The 25,200-nt window shown below is 37.4% G+C and carries 22 protein-coding genes; 15 read left to right on the top strand and 7 right to left on the bottom strand.

Features of this window, described 5'->3' with window-relative positions; all coding sequences use genetic code 11:
• Window positions 1-10: 10 nt before the first annotated feature.
• The 14 genes from ACFSKV_RS04955 (at window position 11) to ACFSKV_RS04890 (ending at window position 14,999) form a co-directional block, all read left to right on the top strand.
• Window positions 11-577 carry a GNAT family N-acetyltransferase gene (locus ACFSKV_RS04955; protein ID WP_380800782.1) on the top strand — a complete coding sequence of 189 codons (567 nt, stop codon included), beginning with the start codon at window positions 11-13 and terminating at the stop codon, window positions 575-577.
• A gap of 138 nt (window positions 578-715) precedes the next feature.
• Window positions 716-1,855 (top strand): helix-turn-helix domain-containing protein, encoded by a 1,140-nt coding sequence (locus tag ACFSKV_RS04950; RefSeq protein ID WP_380800781.1) that lies wholly within the window; start codon window positions 716-718, stop codon window positions 1,853-1,855.
• 125 nt (window positions 1,856-1,980) lie between these two features.
• Window positions 1,981-2,868: a phosphatase PAP2 family protein gene (locus tag ACFSKV_RS04945; protein WP_380800780.1), complete on the top strand. Its 888-nt coding sequence runs from the start codon at window positions 1,981-1,983 to the stop codon at window positions 2,866-2,868.
• Window positions 2,869-3,064: 196 nt separating this feature from the next.
• Window positions 3,065-3,889 (top strand): CPBP family glutamic-type intramembrane protease, encoded by an 825-nt coding sequence (locus tag ACFSKV_RS04940; protein ID WP_380800779.1) that lies wholly within the window; start codon window positions 3,065-3,067, stop codon window positions 3,887-3,889.
• Window positions 3,890-3,941: 52 nt separating this feature from the next.
• Window positions 3,942-5,123, top strand: coding sequence for an outer membrane protein assembly factor BamB family protein (locus ACFSKV_RS04935; protein WP_380800778.1), 1,182 nt, complete (start codon window positions 3,942-3,944; stop codon window positions 5,121-5,123).
• The gene (locus ACFSKV_RS04930) at window positions 5,120-5,971 is read left to right on the top strand and encodes a hypothetical protein (protein ID WP_380800777.1); all 852 of its coding nucleotides are present in this window, start codon (window positions 5,120-5,122) and stop codon (window positions 5,969-5,971) included. Before ACFSKV_RS04935 ends, ACFSKV_RS04930 begins: the two co-directional genes overlap by 4 nt.
• Before the next feature lie 2 nt (window positions 5,972-5,973).
• Complete coding sequence (locus ACFSKV_RS04925; RefSeq protein ID WP_380800776.1) at window positions 5,974-7,038, top strand: serine hydrolase domain-containing protein; 1,065 nt, start codon at window positions 5,974-5,976, stop codon at window positions 7,036-7,038.
• A gap of 198 nt (window positions 7,039-7,236) precedes the next feature.
• Window positions 7,237-9,681 (top strand): TonB-dependent receptor, encoded by a 2,445-nt coding sequence (locus ACFSKV_RS04920; protein ID WP_380800775.1) that lies wholly within the window; start codon window positions 7,237-7,239, stop codon window positions 9,679-9,681.
• A 120-nt stretch (window positions 9,682-9,801) separates the two neighbouring features.
• A complete protein-coding gene (locus tag ACFSKV_RS04915) occupies window positions 9,802-10,116 on the top strand; it encodes a hypothetical protein (protein ID WP_380800774.1) in 315 nt (104 codons plus the stop codon).
• Window positions 10,117-10,282: 166 nt separating this feature from the next.
• Window positions 10,283-10,762, top strand: coding sequence for a GNAT family N-acetyltransferase (locus ACFSKV_RS04910; RefSeq protein ID WP_380800773.1), 480 nt, complete (start codon window positions 10,283-10,285; stop codon window positions 10,760-10,762).
• 415 nt (window positions 10,763-11,177) lie between these two features.
• A complete protein-coding gene (locus ACFSKV_RS04905; protein WP_380800772.1) occupies window positions 11,178-12,353 on the top strand; it encodes an acyltransferase family protein in 1,176 nt (391 codons plus the stop codon).
• Window positions 12,354-12,535: 182 nt separating this feature from the next.
• Window positions 12,536-13,108, top strand: a complete 573-nt coding sequence (locus ACFSKV_RS04900) for an SRPBCC family protein (protein WP_380800771.1) — start codon at window positions 12,536-12,538, stop codon at window positions 13,106-13,108.
• A 488-nt stretch (window positions 13,109-13,596) separates the two neighbouring features.
• Window positions 13,597-14,211: a Crp/Fnr family transcriptional regulator gene (locus ACFSKV_RS04895; protein WP_380800770.1), complete on the top strand. Its 615-nt coding sequence runs from the start codon at window positions 13,597-13,599 to the stop codon at window positions 14,209-14,211.
• Between the two features lie 77 nt (window positions 14,212-14,288).
• Complete coding sequence (locus tag ACFSKV_RS04890; RefSeq protein WP_380800769.1) at window positions 14,289-14,999, top strand: outer membrane beta-barrel protein; 711 nt, start codon at window positions 14,289-14,291, stop codon at window positions 14,997-14,999.
• 68 nt (window positions 15,000-15,067) lie between these two features.
• Here the strand turns inward: ACFSKV_RS04890 and ACFSKV_RS04885 are convergent, their stop codons facing one another.
• From ACFSKV_RS04885 to ACFSKV_RS04855, 7 genes are all read right to left on the bottom strand, one after another.
• Entirely contained in the window at window positions 15,068-15,910 is an 843-nt protein-coding gene (locus tag ACFSKV_RS04885) for a DUF4249 family protein (RefSeq protein WP_380800768.1), read from the bottom strand.
• A 5-nt stretch (window positions 15,911-15,915) separates the two neighbouring features.
• Window positions 15,916-18,243 carry a TonB-dependent receptor gene (locus tag ACFSKV_RS04880; protein ID WP_380800767.1) on the bottom strand — a complete coding sequence of 776 codons (2,328 nt, stop codon included), beginning with the start codon at window positions 18,241-18,243 and terminating at the stop codon, window positions 15,916-15,918.
• Between the two features lie 514 nt (window positions 18,244-18,757).
• Window positions 18,758-19,876, bottom strand: a complete 1,119-nt coding sequence (locus ACFSKV_RS04875) for a helix-turn-helix domain-containing protein (protein WP_380800766.1) — start codon at window positions 19,874-19,876, stop codon at window positions 18,758-18,760.
• Window positions 19,877-20,129: 253 nt separating this feature from the next.
• Window positions 20,130-20,702, bottom strand: coding sequence for a DUF1543 domain-containing protein (locus ACFSKV_RS04870; RefSeq protein WP_380800765.1), 573 nt, complete (start codon window positions 20,700-20,702; stop codon window positions 20,130-20,132).
• Between the two features lie 157 nt (window positions 20,703-20,859).
• Complete coding sequence (locus ACFSKV_RS04865) at window positions 20,860-21,852, bottom strand: alpha/beta hydrolase family protein (protein ID WP_380800764.1); 993 nt, start codon at window positions 21,850-21,852, stop codon at window positions 20,860-20,862.
• Window positions 21,853-22,052: 200 nt separating this feature from the next.
• Entirely contained in the window at window positions 22,053-22,493 is a 441-nt protein-coding gene (locus tag ACFSKV_RS04860; RefSeq protein ID WP_380800763.1) for a hypothetical protein, read from the bottom strand.
• Window positions 22,494-22,657: 164 nt separating this feature from the next.
• The gene (locus tag ACFSKV_RS04855) at window positions 22,658-24,328 is read right to left on the bottom strand and encodes a serine hydrolase (protein WP_380800762.1); all 1,671 of its coding nucleotides are present in this window, start codon (window positions 24,326-24,328) and stop codon (window positions 22,658-22,660) included.
• A 317-nt stretch (window positions 24,329-24,645) separates the two neighbouring features.
• Between ACFSKV_RS04855 and ACFSKV_RS04850 the strand changes: the two genes are divergently transcribed.
• Window positions 24,646-25,146 carry a hypothetical protein gene (locus tag ACFSKV_RS04850; protein WP_380800761.1) on the top strand — a complete coding sequence of 167 codons (501 nt, stop codon included), beginning with the start codon at window positions 24,646-24,648 and terminating at the stop codon, window positions 25,144-25,146.
• Window positions 25,147-25,200 lie beyond the last annotated feature (54 nt).

Below are 25,200 nucleotides of genomic sequence, written 5' to 3'. Positions count from 1 at the left end.
CTTATTAAAGATGATTAAAAGCCTTCTCCGAGTTTCTTGGCAACTTGATCTTATACAGAAAAGTGATCAAATAGCTTTGTTTGAGGTGCTGGATGAAAATAGAACTTATTTAAGAAAATGGTTGCCGTTCGTATCTACGATCACTTCTGAAGAAGATCTCGATTCTTTCATTGATTTTGTAACCAAGCCAAAAGAAGTTGAATGGTCGCCGGTCTTTTTGATCAAATCCGACAATAAAATCATTGGATTGATAGGTTTTAAAAATACCAATCTCGAATTGAAGCATACAGAAATTGGATACTGGCTTGTCGAACATATGCAAGGTCACGGAATCATCACCTCAGCTTTAAAAGAACTTTTGAGATTTGCTTTTCTTAAAATGGAAATGCGGAAAATTATCGTCAAATGCGGGCTTGAAAATTTCCCAAGCCGAAGAATCCCTTCAAAATTAGGATTCAAAATCGATCATATTGAACCCATGGGTGAACAAATGGCCAATGGAGATTGGATAGATCTTGTCCATTATGTCTTAGATAGAAATGATTATCCGAAAAACTCTAAATCAAAATACAGTTAAAGCAGTTTTGATGGTCCTTAAAGAATCAAATCTAAACCGCTTCCTGTACTTTTTTCAATTAACTTTATTTTCTACAAAAGTATTCGGTTATTTTTAGCAATATTTTTAACGAAAATGCCAGACATCCAAAATAATATATTGAACATTTTAATAATATTCGGTGGATTACAAGGAATTATCTTATCCACGGTTGTTTTCTTTTATCCAGAAAGGGATAAAGCTTCCAATAATTTGTTGGCAATTTTTATTTTTACTGCTGTAATCCTCCTACTTGCCCCTATCCTTCAAATTCAGTTAGGTTGGAAATATGTCTGGATTTTTCATTGTACGAAGTTTATCACCATATCTTCCCTTTACCTTTACATCAGAAGTTTATCGGAGGAAGTCAGTCTCAAAAGAACACTCAAACACTTCTCTTTTGCTGTTGCCTATATTCCCATAGCCCTGCATTATGTAAACTATATTCAGGAAAAATATCAGGTTACCCATGAGTATGCAGGAGGTCAGGATAGCTATGACCAAATCCTTTCCTTTTCCAATCTCATTTATATTGTATTCTATGTATATCTTTATTTCAAAGCCTACAAGCAACACAAGGAAAGGGTACAGCAGAATTTTTCAACTGAACAAAAATTAGGGATTAATTGGATCAAACAGTTGATATTTGGTTTTCTGGGAACGGTAATTATTTCTTATACCCTACTGGCTTATGTATTGGCCAATCCTGATTTTTCCACGAAAGGATGTCTGCTAAATATGGTAGCCCTGACTATTTTCCTGTATTTCGTCACCATCAAAGGAAAAATATCGCCCGAGATTTATAAGCTTCGGAAAATTGTCACGGAAACCTCAGTACAGCAAGAAAAGGGAGTTGAAGAGATAGAAAAAATTGAACCTGAGGAGGAAGAAAAAACCATCAATCCTCAATTAGTTGCTATCGCAGGCAAAGTAAGGGAAGCCATTAAGGATGAAGAGTTTTTCAGAAATGAAAATGTGTCCATCAGGGAATTGGCTGAATTAATCGGAGAACAACCTTATCTTGTTTCCCAAGCTATCAATACCGTCATAGGGAAAACTTTTTTTGAATTGATCAATGAAGAGCGGGTCCTACTTGCCAAACGGTTGTTGGTAGATGAAAAATACAACCACCTCTCTTTGGTTGGAATTGGTTTTGAAGCAGGTTTCAATTCCAAAACAACATTTAATACTACTTTTAAAAAGATCACAGGAATGACTCCCAGCGAATTCAGAAAAGCTGAATCGGAAGCTACCTTTTGATTTTTATAGGCAACAATTAATTCTGATTTCCATTCGAATAATTGATTAAAAAAGGGGTTCGAACTTCCAAGTTTGAACATTTAGGTAGGCTTTTGGGTAGAATTTTGCCCAAAAAAAAGACTATTATGAAAATAACAATTCTAACTACAACACTTGCGATTTGCATGCTATTCAAAGCCTATGCAAATCCTGCTGAGGAAAATGAAAATAAATATTCAGCTCAGCAAACTATCTTATTGAAAGATGCCAAGCAAAAATCATCTTGGCCCAACTATCCTGACGCTCCATACAGGCTATCATGGAAAACTGATCTGATTACAACAGCTGTTGGCATGGGGCTTTTTTTCTATGCCAACTCATTGGACAACAGCCGAACTCCTCTGACATCCGAGCAGGCCAATAGGTTTACCCACAAGGATGTGAATTGGTTTGACAGAAGTGCCACCTACAAATACAATCCACAGTTAAGGGAGGTTTCTGATCAATTGGGAGCTTTTGCTTTGGTCGCACCTTTGACACTCTTGGCTGACAAAGGGGTCAGGAGGGACATTGCCACGATAGGCACTATGTTTATCCAAACCAGGTTATTTGCTTATGGTACGGCCAACATCAGCAAGAGAAGTATTACCCGATACAGACCTTATATCTACAATCCAAAAGTTAGCTATGAGGATAAAATTGCCAAAGATCCTGGACAATCTTTCTTTGCCCAGCAGACTACAGCAGTGTTTTCAACCGCTGTGTTTGTGGCCACAGTTTTCAGTGATTACCACCCTTACTCTAAATTTAAACCTTGGGTCTGGGCAGGTTCATTGGCCGCTGCTTCAGCAATTAGTGTAGTTAGGTATGAAACAGGAATCCATTATACCTCTGATATTTTGGTTGGTGCATTGGTAGGTTCAGCTATTGGATATGGAATCCCAAAAATCCACCGAAACAAACATAAAAACCTCAGCTTAAACCCCATTATCCAAGGTAATACTTATGCATTATCAGCCATTTGGAAATTATAATACAGAGATACAAAATCAAATCCTTTAATCAACAATTTCTTCTCCTGAGAAATATCCACATTTACATGAAGCATCGACCAAAATGCGGTGCTTTTTTTCATTTTTACCCCCAAAGTGGTGCCGCTTTTTAAAAACGAACTTCAGAACTTAAAAAAACACTGATATTTGAGCATCTGAAAATCAAAACTACTTTGGAATGAAGAAAGACATCAATATCCGAAATATCCTAATATTCATTGCGATTGCTTTGTTGATTGGTTGGGTAGGTGTGGGCATAGATTCAATTTTGCCGGAGCAGGAAGGGGATGAAAGCTTAGGAATGGCAATTTGGTTGGTTTTCCCCTTATTGACGGTCATTGTACTAAGGACATTTATGGGTGACGGATGGAAAGACGCTGGCCTCCTTCCCAATTTTAAAGGAAATGAACAATGGTATTTCTTCGCCTTGATTATTTATCCACTAGTGACAGCAATCAGTCTTGGGATAGGTCGACTTACCGGATGGATAGATTTCAGTGCATTTGAAATCAAACCATTTATCTCTGTATTCTGGACTTTATTGGGTGTTAATATCATCAAAAACATATTCGAAGAATCGGTTTGGCGGGGGTATCTGACCGTAAAACTGGTCAAGCTAAAGCCTTCTGATCTCCAACTTTACCTGATCATTGGATTGGTTTGGGGGCTTTGGCATGCCCCATATTACATGGTTTTCCTCCCTGAAGAAGATATACAAACAGTGCTACCAGTAGGGAGGGTTTCCTTCACGATTGTAGCAGTATTGAGCATGATTGTTTGGACAGTGATGTTTACTGAAATCTACCGTCTGACCAATTCCATTTGGCCGGTAATTCTGATGCATGCCGTAGAAGATGCCCTAATCAATCATCTTGTAATAGATGGGTTTATCCTCATTGATAATGGCTATCAGATTTGGATATCTCCTATCTGTGGGATTATTCCCAACCTGCTTTATTTACTGATAGGTCTTTGGCTGAGAAGGAAGCGAATAAAAATATGAATTACCTCTTTATAGATAAACCAACCAAAATTAACCACAATTGATTTCAAAAATGAAAAAACTAAACCAACTATTTGCCCTTTTCCTGCTCATCTATTCAACTCCATCCTTTTCACAAAGCTTGGTCTGGGAGCAGGATACAAATGCCCCAATTCATGCAAGTCCAATCATGGAGGACGAGTACTTATTTGTCGGAAATACCAAGGGAATATTTTACAAACTCAACCAAAAATCAGGTCAAGTAATCTGGCAATATGATAGTAAAGCACCCATTATGTCTGATGCAGCAGTTTGGAATGATCTGGTGCTTTTTTCCAATGAAAAAGGAAACCTTATTGCCTTGAAAAAGGACTCTGGTAAACTGGAATGGATAGCAAGTGGAAATCCTACTCAAGCCATTGACCTTTGGGATTATTACCGTGCCGGGCCTGTGGCAGGAAAGGATAAAATTTACTGGGCCACAGAAGATGGAAGTATTGTAGCTCTCCAGCCAGAGACAGGTAAACTTTTATGGAATTTCCCTACCAACGGCGCCATCCATATGAGTCCGGTTTTGGTGGATGACAAGATATTGGCGGGCAATTTCAAAGGAAAGGTTTTTGCCATAGATGCAGAAAAAGGAAAACAAATCTGGAGTTTTCAGGCTAAAGGTTCTGAATATTTTCCTGATGCAGAATTCCAGAAATCTCCCTCGGTAGCTCATGGAAAAGTCTATATTGGTTCCCGTGACACCCAACTCTATGTATTGGATTTGGAAACAGGCAGAAAAATCCGAGAATTTACCGAAACCGGTGGCAGTTGGATCATTGCAAGTCCATTGGTCTATCAAGAGAAGGTGTTTTTTGGGAGTTCAGATACTTACAAGTTTTATGCATTGGACATCAATTCAGGTGAAGAGATTTGGAGCATCCGCACTTTTACCAGATCCTATGCCTCTCCCCTTCCTTACAGCAATTCCGTTTTGATGGCTGGCTTTGATGGAAAAATCAGAGCATATAAAGCATCATCAGGAGCATTGGACTGGGAATTTCAAACTACAACCAGTAGTATCAACTTTGACAATTTATACAATCAGGAAGGCAAATTCAGAAATGATTTAACGATCAATTCAGCAGAAGAAGGTGAAGCACTTATCAATTCACTGGGGCCTATAATAAACACACCTACTTTAAAAGAAAATATGCTCTTTTTCGCAAGTCTGGACGGGAAAGTCTATGGGATCAAATTGCCATGACAAAGCAAAAAGCTCAATTAAGGAAGGTATCCGCTTGGTCAAGAAACTGGATTGTAAATCGGTGTTTATCATGGGCGTTTTTATTCTGGATTCCGGTTTTCATCCATTCAAAACCGGGCCATTGCCAGGATTTTATAGCCCTCCAAAAAACCAAAAGGATTCAGTTTCTCACCGGATACATCCAACAAAAGGAATTGAACCTCATACCTAAGGTTCATCAGGGTTTCCAATATGCCTTAGAATACCAGGCTGATAGAGAGTTGAACCACCTTAGCCGGTTTCTGGCCAGATTGGGGTTTTCACCTTTAACAAGCCCTTGGGAGACAAGCGGATTTTCGGCAAACCTCCAAATCCAAGCACACTATTTCCATTTATTTCCAATCTTAAAAAACCAAAACTGGAAAATTTGGGCCGGGCCATTTGGCAAGCTGTCTTACAATACGAGTTTTTATCCCAATTGGGATGAGAGCCATTTGTATTGGGCCAATCAATTGCAAACAGGGGTTTCTTCAAGAACAGTGTATAGTCTTCAAGGTCAAGCCAGGAGTTTGTTTTGGGAGTTTAATCTTCCTGTAATTGGTTTGTTAAGCCGACCAACCATAGAAAGAGATTACAAAATTGATGATTTTTCCTTTAGAGGAATTCTCCAGTCAATGCACCATCAGCCCAAGTTAATAGGGTTGCCCCATAACTTTCAGGTGCATAGCAGGATTGGATACAACTTCCCAATTGCGCAGAAGAAGCATGCCCAATTTGGATATCATTTCGACCATATGCAGGTTTCTACCTATTATTCCAATCAGTTTATTCAATCTTCCCATCAGATTTTCATAGGAATCAACTTATGAACATGAAATCGCTCATAGGAATTATACTTCTCTTAATACTTGGATCCTGTCTTTCGGAAGAGCCATTCAAAAAGCCATTTCAAACTTTGCTTCCACAGGAACTAAATGATGGCTGGGAACTCAGCACTCCTGAAAATGAAAACATGGATCCTCAACTATTGGAAAAAGCCTTCGAGCTAGTGTATAGGGAAGACAGGTATGTAATGGCGAGAAGCCTTTTGGTATTTAAAAATGGAAAATTGGTGGCTGAGGCCTATCCCAATGATCCGAATGATTTACATAAAATTTCCAATATTCAATCCTGTACCAAATCCATCACCTCATTAATGGTGGGAGTGGCTATGGAAAAAGGTTTACTTGACAACCTTGAAATCAAACTCCATGAATTGTTTCCTGAATTGTTTGATGACCAAATAGACAAAAAACAGATAAGCTTAAGAGATGCATTGAGCATGCAGGCAGGATTGGATTTTGACAACGGTAAACATACCCTTCAGCTTTATCAGGAAAAAAATAATTCTATTCAATGGATATTGTCAAAGGACCTTATACATGCTCCCGGCACTTTTTTGAATTACAATGATGGGGCACCCCATTTGGTCTCTAAAGCTATTGAAACGCTTGCCATGCAACCGACAGCATCCTTTGCTAAAAAACTTCTTTTTGAACCATTGGGCATCAAAGATTGGAAATGGGAATCTTCCAGAGATGGGATCACTTATGGAGCATTCAGTTTATTTCTCAAACCAAGGGATTTGGGCAAAATCGGTCAATTGGTACTTCAAAATGGAATCTGGGACAATCAACAAATCATTTCCCCTGAGTACTTGGAGGAAGCCAGTTCAATCCAGGCCATCTCCGGACATAATAACCGACCCTATGGCTACTATTTTTGGATATATCCCGAATGGAAGGCATTTGCTGCCTTGGGACATGGTGGGCAATTTGTACTGATGGCACCAGGAAAAAACCTAGTGGTAGTTTACACTGCATGGCCCTATACCCATACCCAACTTTGGGACGATGAAAAAGAACTAATCTCACTGATTATCCAAAGCTGTAAATAAAGCCACGATATTTTTCTGCTTCAAAAAAAGGCAAGCCCCATTTTCCAAGTCTACCAGCCTATTTTTCCTGCATTTTTTATCTCCCAAGTACTGATTTATAAATCCGAACACCTTTACGGAAGCCCATAAGTTCGGATTCCCCAATTGGAACACCCACCTGATAGGCCTGCCTTAGTTTTGCATCAAATGAAAAACACCATGAACACAAAAACTATCATTTGGCTTTTTATTTCTGTGATGGGCATAGCGCAGGCTATAGCTGGAAGTAAAGGCCTGGAAGGAAACTTTTCATATGAAAATGAAAAGTACTGGGGAAGGGTAAATGACAACCAAGGGGAACCCCTTCCATTTGCCAATGTGGTCTTGCTTCATCCAGAAAGCAGGGAAATAATAGTGGGTGCTGTGACAGATTTTGACGGTAGGTTTGAACTGTTAACTACAGCCGAATTTAAAGAAGTCATCTTTAAAGTTTCAGCCATAGGGTTTGAAAGCTATGAGAAGGTAGTTAATTCCTCCCAAAAAAATTTGGGTACCATTTTGCTTGAAGAGGAAATTTCCACATTAAATGAGGTAACAGTTAGGGCAGCAAGGCCTGAAATTACAATCTTCGAAGATAAAACCGTCGTTAATGTAGAAGGTTCCGCTATGGCAGAAGGAAGTAATGCCCTTCAGGTAATTGGCAGGTCTCCAGGGGTTTTCATAGACAATGATAACCGCATCCAACTCAATGGAAAAAGTGGTGTCCTAGTCATGATCGATGACAAACAGACCTATATGAGCCCAGAGGATTTAGCCTCCTACCTGACTGGCATGCCTGCAGACAACATTAAGAGCATTGAGGTAATCGCCAATCCATCAGCTAAATATGATGCTGAAGGGGCCGGCGGGGTAATCAATATTAGATTGAAAAAAAGTAACCTGAATGGAACTCATGGAAGCATGCAAATCGGTGGAGGTTACAATGGCCTACCCAATAGCCTTGCCAATGCTTCAATCAACCACAAAAGTGGGAAATGGAGAAGCAGTCTGAACCTAAATTACAATAACCAAGGGAATTTGATCAATCTACAAACCCAAAGGAATTTTTCAAACCCTGAAGGTAATTCCTCCTTGGACCAAGAGGCAAATACCGAAAGGATCCAGGAAAGTATGTTTGCGACGGCTTCTTTGGATTATGACATCAATGACAAACACAGCATAGGTGGCAACCTCCAAATCAACTACCTCAACCAAAGCGATGAAGTGGATGCCATGGCTGATATCCAAATTAGCGGACAACAAAACAATGATTTCTTAAAAACCAGCAACGAAGGGAATCAAATAACTGACCGGGTTTTTGCCAACCTCCATTATATAGGTTTATTGGATACCCTTGGCACAAAACTGACGGCTGATCTGGATTATTCCATCATGGGTGCCAATAACCAAAACGAGCTGTCCAATTTATACACAACGGGAATTGATGGGATCAGCAGCTCCAATGTATTGGACATGAACAATGACATGTACTATTCCATATTGACAACCAAAGCAGATCTATATCTGCCTTTACAAAATGGTTCTAGAATAGAAACAGGAATAAAAGGAAGTTGGGTCAAATCCCAAAATGATTTGACTATAGATAGGACTTTTGGAGATGAAAATGTAGAACCTATCACCTACCTCAACAACTTCAGATATGACGAGAATGTATGGGCAGCTTATATCAACTACGGTGGAAGCCTGAGTAAAAAAGTAAATCTTCAGGCAGGTCTGAGAGCAGAATATACTTCTCTCACAGGTAAGCAGTTGGTGACCGGCGAAGTGAATACTTCAAATTACCTGGATTGGTTCCCATCAGTATTTATTGGGCAGAAAGTCAATGATAATTATCAAATCAACTATAATATCAACCGCAGATTAACCCGGCCAAACTATAGGTTTTTGAACCCGGCAATATTCTACTTGGATGACCTGACACAAGAACAAGGAAATCCTAACCTGACGCCAATGTATGCACATACGGCAGAAATGACCCAGGTTTGGAAAAATGCCTACCAGTTTACTTTAGGCTATACCTATACCACAGATATCATTCAGGTAATCGCCATTCAGGATGATGCCACAAGGGTAACTACCCTTCAGTTAAAAAACCTGGACAACATGCATAATTTATCCGCAAGGTTGATGGTTCCAGTAGAAATCACCCCATGGTGGTCAACAAACAACATGTTTCAGGCCTACTATAATTCTTTCAATTCCCAAATTGGAGATGAAATGTTAGAAAATTCGGCCTTCTCCGTGATAGCAAGAACCCAGCACAATATTACACTACCCGGCAATTTTAAATTAGAGCTTATGGGTATGTATGTGGGGCCACAGGTACAAGGGGCCTTTAGGTTCTCAGGATTCTTCTACATGGATGCCGGAATTTCCAAGTCTTGGAAGAATGACAAGTTTAACGTTTCCCTGACAGGTAGAGACCTATTCAGGTCCCAAAAGCTTAGAGGAGAGATGCAATTTGCCAATGTGGACACCAGATTTAGCCAGTACTTTGGCCAACAGGGAGTCAATTTCACCTTCCGGTACAGGTTCTCCAAAGGACAGTCCTTCTCAGTAAACCAACGAAGCGGAAGTATTGAAGAACGAAGCAGATTGGATTAATCCAAATCACTCTTTCATCTGAACTGAAGATGTGTACCCAGAAACATATGGATTTGGGTTCCCACAAATCAAAAGAAGAAAAGCAACTAAGACCTTGTTAATCATTAATCTATTAAAATCATGAAATTTCAATTTGAATCATCAGATATGAACTACCATATTCAAAAAGTAAAATCAATTAAATACACCATTGAAGCAGCTATGGATAATCCAGGAGAAGCCTTGAAAAGTATTTGGACTGGAGAAAAGCCTGATTCTATGGTTAAAAAGCACAGTTTGCTGGCAGCGTTTACAGCTCTCTTTGTTACCGCTCCTCTCGAGATTAAAGAAATACACCTCAAAATGCTTCAGAGTGAATTCGGCATAAAAGAATTAGAAGATATTTGTGACATTCTTTCCAAAAAACTTCAAAGCAGGTTACCTAAAGCAGCATGATCAATGATCGCACCGGATCCAAAATATGGCTCCGGTTTTTTTGCTTTTGGGAAGATTTCACCTTATTAATTTAAACTTATCGAAAAAACCTAAAGGTCCCCTTTTGACATATCGCTTAGAAAATCAATAGCTTATTTCAATTTATTTGCTTTAATATTGCAAAAGAATGACTCCTATTCAAAACATCAAAATTCAGCGATCAAATAGCTCAAATCTTGATTTCCTGAGCCTTGTGAAGCTATTGGATATAGATTTAGCCATCAGAGATGGGGCTGACCACTCGTTTTATGCTCAGTATAACAAATTGGATAAAATCAATCATGTGGTTATTGCTTATGTCGGACAAATTCCAATGGGATGCGGTGCATTTAAAGAATATGAGAAGGACAAAGTTGAGATTAAAAGAATGTATGTTCTAGAGAACTATAGAAATAAGGGAATTGCTGGATTAATCCTACATTCTTTGGAACAATGGGCTATAGAATTGGGATATTCCTCCGCAATTTTGGAAACCGGTTTAATGCAGCCCGAAGCCATTGGGTTGTATAAAAAATCAGGTTACGACAACATCCCAAATTACGGTCAATATGCGGGTATAGAGAACAGTGTTTGCTTCCACAAAATCCTGACAAAGGATTTGAAGTAAAAATGGAAAAGATTCAGTTTTCAAAACTGGATATCTTTTAATGACTTTACTTTTTGTTTTTCCTTCCAATTCAATTCTTCTTTTTCGGCAAAGAATGTTGAATCCATCAGGCCTGTACACTTGAATTGAAGTTTTTGTTTTTAAAAATTCTATTGAGAATGGCGGACTTCTTTTTTCGACTATAAAAAATTAACCTATTCATTTTCATTTATTTAAACAAATAAAGCTTGCCACAGGAAATGAAAACACTTTTACTTATTCTTAAAACTTAGAAAAAGCTGAGAATGAATTGAGGCAAAGTCAAGGAAATCAAAAAGTAGTGAAATTAAACAATGGAAGGAGTTCAGGTTCACAAAGTCGGACTATCACTCTTTTCAAAAAGGGTAATTTTATCCTTTCAATAAACATTAAAAAAATGCGCAGACATGATTTGGATTGGCTTAGGGTAATTGTATTTAGCATCTTAATATTTTATCATGTTGGTATGTTCTTCGTTCCATGGGATTACCATCTCAAAAATAATGTAATATATCCCAATTTAAGGTGGCCTATGCTTTTTGTGAACCAGTGGAGATTATCAATTCTTTTTGTTATCTCAGGAATGGGCACCTACTATGCCTTATCTAAAAAAACTGGATTATACTTTATTAAAGAACGGATATGGAGGCTCTTTTTACCTCTTTTGATTGGGATGATAATCATTGTCCCTCCACAGGTATATTTTGAACGACTTAGCACCTTGGAATTTACAGGAAATTACTTTGAATTTTGGCCTTCAAAAGCATTCCTTGGAAGTTATCCACAAGGGAATCTGTCATGGCACCACCTTTGGTTCTTACCATATCTGTTATTATTCTCTTTGATTTTGTTTCCACTTTTCATGTATTTAAGAAACCATGAAGAAAACCGATTTCTTAAAATAATTGAAAGACTTGCCTCCTCCCGCTTTGGATTATTTTGGTTAGTCCTTCCTTTATTCATGTATAACTCTTTTCTGGCTCCATATTTTCCTTCTACCCACGCCTTGGTGGGAGATTGGTTTAATCTTATAAACTATATAACCCTATTTTTCATAGGTTTTATTTTGATTTCAATAAAGGAGACCTTTTGGAAGACAGTAATCCAACATCGTAAAATTTACCTACTATGTGGTATTTTAGGATTTAGTGTTTTGCTACTAATTTGGCTATTATTTGAACGATCTCCATTAATTTATTATTTAGAGTCTTTGGTAAGGGCGTTCAATACCTGGTCTTGGATTATGACCATATTTGGATTTTCAGCAGTTTATTTAAACCGTAGAAATGCATTCCTATCTTATTCCAATGAGGCAGTGTATCCATTTTATATTTTACACCAAAAAGTAACAATAACTTTAGGGTATTACTTAATGAATTTAGATTGGGGATTATTTTCTAAATTTACTCTAATGGTTTTTGGAACCTTTGGAATTTCCCTTCTCCTGTATGAATTCGGCATACGCAGGTGGAAGTTTATCAGACCACTTTTCGGCTTAAAAAAGAAACATTCAAGGTCAGATGTAGAAATCAAAGTTGTCAGCTTATCAAAACAATCGAAACAAACAGTTTAGTAAGTAGGGACATCATAACGTAAAAAAACAGGGAGTGTTTGTTACAAAAAATACTGAAGTTGCATTAAAGTTACCCATATCAAAGGGATAGGCTACTCTTTCAAAACACTTTTTTAAATACCTTTTCCGAAAGCACATCAGACCGATTCCTTTTAATAATCTAAACTCAATCTGGTAAACACATGAAAATCAAGTTAATTATCACCATAATCCTAGTTACAATCATTGCAAGTCTTATTACTTTCTTCCATTTTAAATCTAGAAAATTCCAACATTACTTATCAGAATCACAGTCAAAGTCAGCATTTAATGTGGAGGTAAATCCAAATGCTCCTGTACTAGCAAAAGCTAAAATTGACATCCAAGCTTCCAACAAAGAAGTTTGGAAAGTATTAACCCAATTAAACAATTGGCCTGAATGGCAGACTGAAGTTTCATCAGTTGAATTCCAAGGCCCCATTCAGGAAGGCACCATGTTCAACTGGAAAGTTGGAGCATTGAAGTTCAAATCAAGAATCCATACAATCGTTCCCCAAATGTACTTTGGTTGGACCGGTGAAATTGTAGGGGTTCAGGCAATCTACAATTGGACCATAGAAGAAAGTGAAAATTTTGTAACCGTTTACGTGGAAGAAAGCCTTCAGGGACCCATTGCCAATATTCTCAAATCCAGCTTTCAGGAAAATCTGAAAATTGGAATGGAGAAAAACCTTCTGGAATTAAAACATGCCACAGAGAATATTTCAATTGAATAGGAATCCCGTTTGTGGCCAGTCAGATTCAAAATCTGATTGGCCACAAAGTATTTCTGAAATGAAATTCTCAGAAGGATACTTTAAGAGTGAATTTCAATTAATTTTTTGATTTGTGATTATTATTTCAAACTTAATTCAAATTGTTTCTCTTTTAGGTTTTCGGCTGTCCATTTTAGGATTAAGAAAAGGATCAATCCGTTGAAGCCAAATAAAAGTGCATTTTGTATCAAAAAGTCAAACTTTTCCAACAGATCTAACTTTGACTGAACTTTAAAAAAATCATACAGACCGGAGAATAGTCTCAATATTCCTCCAAATAGCAAAAAGTAAGCGAACACATATAGCCCCTTTAGGTTTCCGAACTTAAATTGAATTTTCATTTTTTTAGTTTGATTTGTTTAACAAAGGTAATAGGCCTATTACCCCCAAAAATTGACCTATGTTAAGTTAATCCTTAACTTGAGAGTCAAACTAAAATCAGACCCTTCATGGATAGAGCCCTTTCTGAAAAGGAATACCAACAGCACCTGAATGCAGCAAGGACTTTATTGTATGACTACCTCCCCTTAACTGATGAACAATGGGAGGTCTTCAAGCAAGGTTTCAAGATCAGGAAATACCAAAAGGGAGATTTTATATTAAATGAAGGAGAAACAGAGCGCTTTCTTTCGATTGTTTTAACCGGCTGCACCAGGCACTATGTCATGGTCAAAGGAGAAGAGAAATCTTTCGACTTTTCTTTTCAGCATGAGTTCAACTGCTCCTATTCCAGTTTTATCCTACAGGAGCCATCCCACTTTTTCATCCAAGCTTTGGAAGATTGCATATTAGCTTCCATACATTATGACTTTTTGCAGCAGCTTTACCAACACTACCCTGAAAGCAATAAGTTTGGCAGGACTGCTGTGGAACAGTATTATATATGGAGAGAACAAAGGGAAATTTCACTGATTACAGATTCTGCCCAGGAAAGGTACCTTAGATTAATGGAGAAATACCCAATATATTTAGAGCAAGTGCCCTTAAAGTACCTGGCATCCTACCTTAATATCAAACCAGAATCTCTGAGCAGAATAAGAAAAAAGCTTTTTGAAGCGCGTTAGATATCTTCTTAACATAGGTCAATTTTTGGCTCCATGTCTAGCCCCACCTTTGTAGCTGTCAAACAAACAGTTACAAAATGGAAAAGATTACCTTTAAAAAAGTCCTATTGATTATTCAATTTTTCTTTCTAGGCCATCATCTTGCGGCACAAAATGAGAATTCCATTTCCAAAAAACCTTACAAATCCCAAACTTACTTCAGTTTCGGGGCCGGGGTGAGTTTCTTAGGGGGAGTGCCGGACAACTTCTATCAGGACGGACATGGCAATGTACAGATAGGCCTGATGAAAGAATTGCCATTCAACAAAAGAGTTTCTTTTGTTACCGGGTTGGAATTGGAAAGATTGACTTATAATCTGGATTTCTTTCCTGTATTGGAAGAGAATAACCAAGCCTTTATCCAGGCTCCTGATGGGGTAAAATATACTAGGGTATTCCAAAACAGCCTGAACCTCTCAGCCCAGGTCAGGATCTATTTTAAAGAAAATAGCGGTAAACAGACAAGCAATATTTTTCTTCAGACAGGATTGCGAGGTGGTTATAACCTGAGCACCACATTTTCCTTTCGGGAAAATAATCAAAATCAATCCATTAATTTATCAAAAGTAGCAAGACCATTTAATCTTCAGGCAGAATTGATGCTTGGGTTTAAGGGAAATTACTTCAAAAAACTCGAAATCCTCAATGCCTCAACTTTTGGGTTGACCTACCAATTCAATTCTCCTATTTCAGCAAAGAATGTAGAATCTATCAGACCGATTCATTTGACTTGGAGGTTCTTGTTTTAAAAAAAATCCTCTGGTGTGCAATCCTTTGCCACCAGAGGAAATATAAAATAAACTGATATAAGCATCCTCTATTTACCAATGGTTATTTCAGCCACCTGGTAAGCACTTGCATTGAAATAGCCAACAACTGGAATATCAGCAATAAGATTTGATTTGGGATTAAAAGCAGGTGAATCGAAAAAACTCTCCTGAGTCAATGCCTGCATATAGATATCAAATAAATACTGGTAAAACATATTGCTGATAGATTGTTGGTAAACAACTATTTCATCACCTTCCTGGAAAGGTTCATAGGTTAAATCAAGTCCTGTAATAAGATTTCCATCTAGCCTGCTATCTTCCACCACCATAATCTGCCGGGGGTCATTTGAGAATTCTCCGTTTACTTTAACTTTCCACCGGTAGTTGTTTCCTTTTCCTTTTGGATCATAAGTATCTATGAAAAGGTAATATCCTTCTTCAAATACCAAACTTTCCGGCTTGTATTCATAGCTGATTCCTGTGATTTCTGAAACGGGTTCCAGTTTCTCAGATTTACTTGAAATGATCTTGCTACTAAAACCTGGATGTTCAGGCATTTCAGGCAATTTTATTTCAAGTTTGTAATCTGATCCGACTTTACCTTTATGGCTCAATAGATACTCTCCGTCCTGGATATAGCCGTAGGTCCCAATAAGTACTTCATCTTCATATAAATCAATCACAGCATTTTCAATTATGATTTTTTGGCTGGACTGAAAGTAGGGTTGGGTAATTGACAGTCTTAGGGACTGCAAATCATCCTTATTATTGATTTCTCCATCTACCACCACCATGGGTTCATAGGATTTTACATCCAATTCTATAGTATCCATGCAGGAGAACATTAATAGCATGGAAATACTTAATAATATATTTTTAAGTGACTTCATTTGGTTTAAAATTTAAAGTTATAGGTTACACTTGGTATTACTGATCCAAGAATCGAAAGTCTTACAGCTTCGGTCTGAGGTGAAGATTCCTGTTGTCTAAAAAAGATCGAGTAGGCATTTCTGCGGGCATAGACATTGTAAAGACCAAAACTCCAAGACCCTCTCTTGCCTTCGGGATTAAGGTTGGCAGCAATATCCAGTCTATGATAAGTAGGAATCCTTTGTGCGTTCCTTTCTCCCATCACGGGCAGGACCATTCCATCCCATTCGTACTTTCCTATCGGTTGGGTAAATGGCCTTCCTGATGCCAGGACAAAATTGGCAGAGAAGTCCCACTTTTTATTGAGCTGGTACAAACCGTAAATACTTAGGTCATGAGGTTTGTCAAAATTAGCCCTATACCACTCACCTTGATTGATTCCAGCTACCTTCCTTTCAGATCTAGAAAGTGTATAACTGACCCGGCCTGTAAACCTTCCTTCCTTTTTTTCTATAGAGGCTTCCAGTCCATAGGCACGACCTATACCTTCCAGTACTTCTGTCTCCAAGGTTTCATTGAATGTTAGGCTTGCACCATCTTTAAACTCCAGCACCCTATTGTAATTTTTGAAATAACCCTCCAAAACAAGTTCAAAATTATTGTTTTGGATTCCCCGCACCAATCCTAAGGAAATTTGGTCCACCTGAGCTGGTTTCAAATATGCATTGGATGGCTTCCAAACATCAATTGGGGAAGGGGAATTTGTATTGGAAATCAGGTGCACAAATTGATTGGCCCTATGGAAGCTTGCCTTAATGGCAGTTTCTTTATTTGGATTGAAGCTCAGATTCAATCTGGGTTCAATTCCATTGTAGCTGGCCATACTTTGAAATCTTGAAAATTGGAGCGTATCAATAATCGCATCCCTTTCTTTGATACCATTCTCGTAAATATATTGGGTTCCACCAAGTCTTCTGAAATCCACATACCTGAGCCCAAGTTCAAATTTCCACTGATCATTTATTTTTTCATTCCATGATACATAGACCCCTGATTCTATGGCGTATTCTTTTGCCATTTCAAGTGAGTTTACCGCAGAATCATCACTGGTTGGGATAATTGTCCCCGGCACATAATCCTGCATATTTGATTGCAGACCAAAATCAATGGTCCTGTTGGGGTTCATAAAATAGGCTGCATCAACTTTGAAATTTTGGTTAAGAATGCTGGATTTCCAATCCCATGCATCCGGGCCGTGGCTTCCGATAAGATGGTAAAAATATTTACTGTTTGTAACTGTAATATTGGTAAATAATTTGGGATTGAATATATGATTCCACCTAAAGGTCATAGTATTGTTTCCCCAACTGCTACTGAACAGATCCCCTAATCTCATCACATCGTTTCCGGAATAATAGGAAAGAAAAACCCTGTCTTTATCAGAAAATTTATGATTGATTTTGGCATTGAAATCATAGAAATAAAGGTTGTTGTTTTTAAGTTCTTCATCACCGGAAAGTCTGGTGAAGACATCCATATAGGAGCGTCTGCCTGCCAGCAAAAATGATGTTTTATCTTTTTGGATAGGACCTTCCACCGTCAACCTACTGCTTAATAGACCGATTCCTCCTTTAACATTTAACTTTTTGGAGTTTCCTTCCAATTGCCTAACATCCAGTACAGAAGACAACCTTCCGCCATACTGTGCCGGTAATCCTCCTTTATAAATTTTGACATCCTTGATGGCATCAGAATTGAATATAGAGAAAAAGCCCATCACATGCGCAGCATTGAATACCGTAGCTTCATCAAGCAAAATCAGGTTTTCATCTGCTCCTCCTCCCCTGACATTAAAACCTGAAGTCCCTTCTCCAACTGTGGAAATTCCCGGGAGAAGTTGAATGTTCCTGATCAGATCAACCTCACCCAACAATTTGGGCATCTTTTTCATTTGTTCCATGGATACCCTTTCAATTCCACTTCCGATTTCCAGGATTTTTTCGTCTTTGGCGATTGCCGAAACTTCAACCATTTCCAGTGAAAGATTAGTTGGCATCAATTCAAAGGACAGATTAAGATCGGATTGCAATTCAATGTCAATTATTTTGGATTCAAATCCCATATAGCTTATCGCAACCGTATAATTACCCGGATTCAGGGAAATGGAGTAAAATCCATAAAGATTTGTAACAGCCCCTTCCAAGGTGCCTTTGATCAGGACTGTTGCTCCAAGAAGTTCCTCTCCTGTCGAAGCATCCCGAACATACCCGCTTAGGGTCATTTTTTCCTGTTGAGCCTCCAAAAGGCCCACACTCAGAAAAAGTAAAAGGAAAATTAATGTGGTTTTTCTCATTGTGGTTTTTTTTAAATGATAGATATTTTAGTTTAATCGTACTTGAAATTTCTTTGAGTCCCGATTGGAATTCCCTTCAAAATTGGGTTGCTGAACCATTTAAAAAGTTCCATTTAAAAAAGTGGAACCCATTTTTTTAAAAAGTGGAAAGAATTTATACCCCATTAATTTTCAAGCAGTTAGATAAAAAGTGCGAAACCGTTACAATAGTGGTGTTTTTGATTATTGAGAATCAAAAGAAAAATGTGAAGAATGAATTGCTGTAATAGTCAAGTAGACCATGATGTAATTGCATTAAACCCCAAAATGAAAAAGTTCGGGTTTGAAAAGCTGAACCATCCACCTTCAGAAAACATTTATTTGCCCAAATATGAAATGACTCTTCCTTACGTTTTTTAAGAAAAGAATACTATGGATGGAGTAATATGGTGATGTTTTGAAAAAGAAAACGTCTCCAGCTTTAACTTTACTATTTCAAAATTGTGTTTTCAGTAATTCCTGGAAAGAATTAAATTCAAAATAACGCCTCTTTTTTAAATTGGCTTGGGGTCATACCTGTATGCTTCTTAAAAGCAGTATTGAATGCAGTCTTTGAACTGAATCCTGCTTCGAATGCAATTCCAATCATGGAAAGATGGTTTAACTTTTCATCCATCATCAGGTTTTTGGATTCTTCAACCCGATAGCCATTGACCAACTCGAAAAAATTCTTCCCCAAGCATGAATTTATCGCCTGAGATACTATATAAGGTTGTTCTTCAATTTTATCGGCAACATCTTTCACGGTTACCCCTTCTTCACGAAAAAATTTTTCAGTCTCCATCAAGTTGATCACTTTTTCGGAAACCACTTTTAGATGCCCTACATCCTCCACATGGCTCGGTTTATTATCCGTTATAGGGGAATCTTCCAGATTTCTAAGCTGATAAATCTGGGGAGACAATTTTCCTTTGATTGTAATGAAATACATAAACATTGTGAAGGCAAGTATGCTTAAAATACTGGCAGTATTTGAATCAAGGCTACCAGATCTGGAAGAAATCACGCTCAGCAAAAAATCAAAACTTACAATAAACAGGAATCCGAAAAATAATTGACTTACCCATCTTAATCCGACTTGATGAGTGCTGGATAAGTTCTGAAGCACTTTGGTTTTATAATTGTTGAATTGTTTGAATATTAATTTGAGATAGAATAGGAAAATGATGATAAACCAACTTTGGTTGATAATTACCCATTGCAAAGAACTGATAATCCCATTTGACCTGAGCTTCAAACTAAGGTAGATAACGAGTATATCTATAGGGATCAAAAAAAATAGAAGGGAGAACTTCTTATCAGGAACCTTCTTATAAAGACTTTGAATATATAAAATCAATAATATGGGTGTCACCATCCTAAAACCAAAATAAAGCCTTTGGAAAGGTGAATCTACAAGTTCTAAAACCTGGGGACCTACATACAAGTAAACCAAGGATAATAAAAATAGACTTAGAATTCGGTTGGCAATTTTATGCTGTTGAGGATAATTCCAAATAATAACGGATAAAATTACGCCTTGAATTGCCCCTAGGTTAATGAGAGTTTGGGCCATGTCACTCTTTAAAAATAACTGGAAGTTCTCCAGATCCATTTGGTTCTTGGTTTAACATTTATCCGAATATGCATTGCTTTGAATATAAAGGATATAGGGTTAAAATCATAAACAAAAATAGATTTAATTGTTTATTTTGATTCCTCGCCAGTTTTATCTTTATCACAACTAAATTCAACAGCTATTCCAAACTTTCTTGGGAATAACACCTTGGTAAAGATTTAGGAATAATTGAATATGGGTTTAATTTAAATTCTTCACAAATTAAAAAATGAATGGTCACGATATAAATTTATAATTTATTTAAAAGTAGATAGCCAAGATGAAGCTCATCTTCCTCAGGGCTTGCACTTCGAGAAATTGATATGCAATATTTGGCTTTAAACTTTTCATTTAGGATTTCCTGTACCTCACAAAGATCATCCACATCTACTCCATATTTATCATCTATATGGGAAGGAGCTCCCTTGAAGCCGATATGCTTATAAAATGCTGTTTGCTTGGCCTGAGAGATGGCCTTCGCTTTATTTATGTCTACAGTTAACATTTTGTAATGAAATTCTTCAAACTCCCCTATTTTATAACCTCCAAGATTGATAAAAAAAAGTTTGTTCTTATTTCGGTCATCATGGATATGCCCTTCGGTTTGTTTTGGCAGGATTTTTATTTGGTATCCATTTACATAATTTACTTCTCTCCAAGCATCAATGTGTAAACTTTTTCGGGCATTTGGCCAAAAATCCCTGATATCTGATGCCAGGTCTTTTAATTCCCTTGCTATTCCAAAAAACACATCATGTTGCTCAGTATTTCTACCCAAAGGTTTAGCACCTAAGAGAATCATATATAATTTGAAACCATTCATATAAATTTGGTTTTATTTCATGGAAAGTAAATATTAATTCATCAAAAAAGCACAAAATAGGTTATCAGAAATTCCATTAAGGATGAATAATATTTCCGGCTGAAATATAGAATTTCTAATTAAGTCAAATTAAATCCCATTTGAGTTTTGATAGGCTTTAATTTGCAGTTTTCGATCTAATCCCAGCTTCTTGGACATTCCCTATCTCATTTTTAATCCAATCGGCCATCACATCTCTGGTATTCTCAGAAAATTTCAAATCACTCCAGGCACCTTTAAAACAAAAAGGCGATGTTTTAAAACTATGATTTTCTCCTGCTGCAATGTGATAGGTAAAATTATCAGGAAATCCGTTTGGGTAAAGCTCTCTTAAATGTTCCAAACTCCATTCAGGGTTGACCAACCTGTCGTTTTCAGCAAAAAGCAACAAAAGAGGTTTTTTGACATTCAATAGATACTCTTTAGGGTCAAACTTCCTGATTACTTTCAATTGTTTCCAGTTTTCCTGTAAAGGAAAAAGTGAAATAATGGTCAGGTCTCTGTTCACTCTTCTTTTGGCCTTTTTCAATGCTTTTTCGGGAGCCAAGTCTTTATTGCAAATAAAGGCACTTTGATAATCATTGATCAGTTGTTTTTTGACATCGAAAGTGGGTCCTGCCATACTGATACCTCCAGCAAAAAGTTCAGGATATTCGGACAGGCATATCTGAACAATCCAGCCTCCCTGACTGTGGCCTACCACATATATTCTTTCTGCATCGATATCTGGATGGTCTTTGATGTGGAGGGCTGCATTTTTTCCATCTAATGCCCTTTGCAAAAAATCAGTATTTTGCCATTTTCCTTCAGACTCTCCTACTCCCCGTTTGTCAAAAAACAAAAAAGAGACAGGCTCATTTTCCAGTGGAGATTTCAGAAAAAACTGAAGGAAATTCCTGTAATCGGTAGCATAAGAACTGTTACCTCCTGACCCTACAAAAAATAAGATAACAGGCACCTTACCTGTACGATTCTTGGGAAGCAAAAGCCTGCCTTTTAAGGTATGACCCTCACTTTCAAAGGTCAAGGGAATGGTGTCCATTTCAGATGCCCAGAGCCTAGGGGCTAACAAAAGAAAAAGGGTTAAGAAAGTTAAGATTAGCTTTTTCATAGTTTTTTTCTTTCAAAATTACCTTCTGGATTAGCTGTAATGTTCAGATTTATAAATCTGAACCTTTTATTTGTCAGAATTCCCAACTAAAAGCCTTGCTATATGAACAGCTAGGAATTTCTTATATGCAAAAGCTGTCCTCTGTACTTATTTGGCCCTATTCTTTTCAATCCTTTGTAAATATTATGTCAGATGTATAATTAAACAAGCAAGAAAAACACTGTCCAGAGTATTAAGATGGCCGGCACAAAAAACAGAAAATCCCTTCTGATTTTTTCTGCTAAATAAAGTCCGCAAACCATTAATGTTTCTTGGAGTTCCTCATCCATTTGGTGAAAATGAATCTTCTGCCCATCCTTATCAACAGATTCCAATCCTTTTCTTACTGCCCAATCTATTCCAAAGAGACCTTTGGTTGAAAAAATATATGGACCTTCTTCAACCAAGTTGATTTGAGCAAGATTACGGAAAACATGCATCTGTATATAACCTATTGATTTCCCATCCCTAAAGATTCTAAATGAATTCCCCCAGGCATTGACACAATTGATTTGAAATATACTTTTCCCTTTATAAGTCCCTGAATTTTCTAAAAAGGGCAAATTAAGGACACCTTTAACCCCATGATTATCTTTGATCATGGTTTTTCGGGAAAAGATTCCTTTTTTTTGGGCAATTAGACTAAATGAACTGGTCATAAATCGCTACGCTACTCTTGTCGGAGAATGATTTGAAACTTGATAACTACTTAAAATAAAATTTGTCAGTACCTCAAAAATCAAGGTACTGACATTTAGGGTGAAAATTAATTGATTTTGGAAAACGGTATATTTCTCAATCTCCCCACATCTTTGATTACAAATCCGTTGATCTTATTTCGGATATCTCTTGTGAAGTAAATCTCCCCTAGCTTTTCAACTTTGAACCTATCTCCATTTATATGTTCCAAAGGAAGGTTTTCCAATCCCAAGTAATACTTCAAAGTCTGGGGCATTACCAAAATTGGTAAATCATTATTTAAAGTTATTTGATACCCTGCATTCAGATCAGCACTGAAGTAATTCCCCAATAATTCGTCTTTGTCAGGACCAGGAACGGGCATAGTCCCATCATCTTTCTTACCCGGAAAACTTTTACCACCTTGGTACCAGACCAATTCATTTACTTCCCCATTGCTTCCAATCAAAAATTCTGTTTGTGCTTCAAATGCTTTCAGGTAAAACTTTAATGGCGAGGAGGCAAACAACTCAAATTCAGGTGCATCAGGAATTAAAAGGAATAGTTTACCTTCCTTTTCCTTAAAAGTCAGTACCATTCCATCTTCCATTTTAAACTCTCCCTCAAATTTCCTCAATTGGTCTACAGGGAGATCTAGATCTTCATTTTCTGTCTCAGGCACTTCAACAAAATACTCAGAGAGCAAAGTTTCTGTCACCAATCTGGAAATGGTGGCAGTACTTATATTTTGATTATTGGCTGCCACCGCTACAAACATGTTGTGTTCTGGATACCAGGTAAAATAGGCAGAGAATCCCATGGTTCCGCCGGAATGGCTTACAAGTCGAATTCCTTTATAGTCGACCAGACTTAATCCATATGAGTATTTTAAATCAGAACCATCTGCTAGTTTGGCAGGTGAAGATTCCAATCTTGGTCTAATGTTGGATGAAAACAAACTAGGGTGAAAATAATGCCTCCCCCAGATCAACATATCCTCCAAGCTCATGTAGATATTTGTGCCACCTGCAACAGACTCAGACTCGGTAAGCGTTCTTTCCACACCATTAGCTGCTTTTTTGTAACCAACCCCTCTGTTCGGAATTGTTTTCCCAGGTCTGGTATAAGCAAAGGAATTGTTCATTCCTAAAGGAATAAAAAGTTCATTTTCAATATAATCATCATAGGCTTGACCACTTACATTTTCAATGATTTTGGCCAATAAGGCATAGCCAGCATTAGAATACAAAAACTCATCTCCTGGATTGAAGTTAAGAATCCTGTAGCTCTTAATAAGTTCAAGCTCATCTTCAGCCGTCCAAGGCTGTTCCAAAGAAATCCCGGCAAATAGACGGATGTTATCCGTGGAGCCCAAACCACTTGTATGATATATCAAATGTCTGACTTTGATTTCCTTTCCGTAGTCAGGTAATTCCGGAATGTAATCCTGGATCTTTGCATCCAAATTGATTTTTCCTTCTTCTTCTAACTTCAAAATTGCAAATGCAGTGATATGTTTGGAAACTGAGGCCAGGTTAAAAGTTGTTTGGTTGGAAATGGGCATCTGGTAGTCAAGATTCATTTGACCATAAGTCTTTTGGAAAATCACCTCATTTCCTTTGGTAACACCAATAACAAAACCAGGCAAACCATCCCCAGTCAGGCTTGCTGCAAGGGAATCCATTTTGTTTTCAAGGTTCTGCGCAAAAGTTTCTAAGGCCAGGAATAGAATCCCTAAGCCCATTATTAATTTTTTCATCATTTTGTGGTTTAAATTGAATTGGTTTAAATTTTCATTTACACCACAAACATAATTTCACCGCTCTGATCAAATGTTCGGGTTTATAAATCGGTACCTTTTCAGGTGCATGTAAAAAAAAAGAATTGGTAGAGCCTTCAATTATTATTTTTTTGGAAGGAGAAAAAATCAAAGAGCCAACATTTTTTTAATCTGATTTTCAGTCCAAAACCTCAAATTCTGAAAATTTTAGATCAAAAGCTGTCGCGAAACTCAAAACCCCAACGTATTGGTGGCTGAGCGCTCAATACTAAAAAACTCAAATAATTTTAAAAACTATGAAAATCAATTTTAGAAAACTAGTGCCTACTGTTTGCGCGATTGGAATGATTACACAACTATCAAGCTGTAATAATGAAGATGATAAAATTCCTTGCACGGATCAAAATTTAGCAGCCTTTCAAATGGTGCTTCAAGATGAAGAAGAAAACCTAATTCTGGATGAAGAAGAATTTGACATAGAATCCATGAAGCTCTTTGCTATAGAAGAAGAAGAGGAATCAGAGGTTGAATTTGAAATTAAAAAAACATCAGAAGATATTCATTTTCTCTCCTCCATGGAAATGTCTGAATTGAGCTTGGAAGATGGTATCAATTCCTTTGAGTTAAGGTTAGGAGAAGAAACCATTGCAAGTTTTGACTATGACGTAACTTCAACAAATGCTTCAGGTTGCCTGGCAATAACCTATACGGCTAAAAATGATTCGGAAAACCTTGAAACTATGACCTCAGGAAATACCAAGTTGTACGTATACAATTTGAATTCTTCAGAAGAATAAAAATCAAAAGGCCAGGCGAAGCACCTGGCCTTTTTCGACATATTAAAGTCTATT

This window comes from Shivajiella indica (assembly GCF_042683085.1).
Taxonomy (GTDB): Bacteria; Bacteroidota; Bacteroidia; order Cytophagales; family Cyclobacteriaceae; genus Shivajiella; species Shivajiella indica.
This window is presented reverse-complemented; position numbering and strand designations above follow the sequence as displayed.

Coding starts and splice junctions, on each gene's coding strand:
- ACFSKV_RS04905 (WP_380800772.1), top strand. CDS start 11,178: ATGCGCAGACATGATTTGGATTGGCTTAGGGTAATTGTATTTAGCATC.
- ACFSKV_RS04900 (WP_380800771.1), top strand. CDS start 12,536: ATGAAAATCAAGTTAATTATCACCATAATCCTAGTTACAATCATTGCA.
- ACFSKV_RS04930 (WP_380800777.1), top strand. CDS start 5,120: ATGACAAAGCAAAAAGCTCAATTAAGGAAGGTATCCGCTTGGTCAAGA.
- ACFSKV_RS04920 (WP_380800775.1), top strand. CDS start 7,237: ATGAACACAAAAACTATCATTTGGCTTTTTATTTCTGTGATGGGCATA.
- ACFSKV_RS04885 (WP_380800768.1), bottom strand. CDS start 15,910: ATGAAGTCACTTAAAAATATATTATTAAGTATTTCCATGCTATTAATG.
- ACFSKV_RS04915 (WP_380800774.1), top strand. CDS start 9,802: ATGAAATTTCAATTTGAATCATCAGATATGAACTACCATATTCAAAAA.
- ACFSKV_RS04955 (WP_380800782.1), top strand. CDS start 11: ATGATTAAAAGCCTTCTCCGAGTTTCTTGGCAACTTGATCTTATACAG.
- ACFSKV_RS04925 (WP_380800776.1), top strand. CDS start 5,974: ATGAAATCGCTCATAGGAATTATACTTCTCTTAATACTTGGATCCTGT.
- ACFSKV_RS04860 (WP_380800763.1), bottom strand. CDS start 22,493: ATGATCAAAGATAATCATGGGGTTAAAGGTGTCCTTAATTTGCCCTTT.
- ACFSKV_RS04850 (WP_380800761.1), top strand. CDS start 24,646: ATGAAAATCAATTTTAGAAAACTAGTGCCTACTGTTTGCGCGATTGGA.
- ACFSKV_RS04895 (WP_380800770.1), top strand. CDS start 13,597: ATGGATAGAGCCCTTTCTGAAAAGGAATACCAACAGCACCTGAATGCA.
- ACFSKV_RS04880 (WP_380800767.1), bottom strand. CDS start 18,243: ATGAGAAAAACCACATTAATTTTCCTTTTACTTTTTCTGAGTGTGGGC.
- ACFSKV_RS04945 (WP_380800780.1), top strand. CDS start 1,981: ATGAAAATAACAATTCTAACTACAACACTTGCGATTTGCATGCTATTC.
- ACFSKV_RS04865 (WP_380800764.1), bottom strand. CDS start 21,852: ATGAAAAAGCTAATCTTAACTTTCTTAACCCTTTTTCTTTTGTTAGCC.
- ACFSKV_RS04870 (WP_380800765.1), bottom strand. CDS start 20,702: ATGAATGGTTTCAAATTATATATGATTCTCTTAGGTGCTAAACCTTTG.
- ACFSKV_RS04855 (WP_380800762.1), bottom strand. CDS start 24,328: ATGAAAAAATTAATAATGGGCTTAGGGATTCTATTCCTGGCCTTAGAA.
- ACFSKV_RS04890 (WP_380800769.1), top strand. CDS start 14,289: ATGGAAAAGATTACCTTTAAAAAAGTCCTATTGATTATTCAATTTTTC.
- ACFSKV_RS04940 (WP_380800779.1), top strand. CDS start 3,065: ATGAAGAAAGACATCAATATCCGAAATATCCTAATATTCATTGCGATT.
- ACFSKV_RS04875 (WP_380800766.1), bottom strand. CDS start 19,876: ATGGATCTGGAGAACTTCCAGTTATTTTTAAAGAGTGACATGGCCCAA.
- ACFSKV_RS04935 (WP_380800778.1), top strand. CDS start 3,942: ATGAAAAAACTAAACCAACTATTTGCCCTTTTCCTGCTCATCTATTCA.
- ACFSKV_RS04910 (WP_380800773.1), top strand. CDS start 10,283: ATGACTCCTATTCAAAACATCAAAATTCAGCGATCAAATAGCTCAAAT.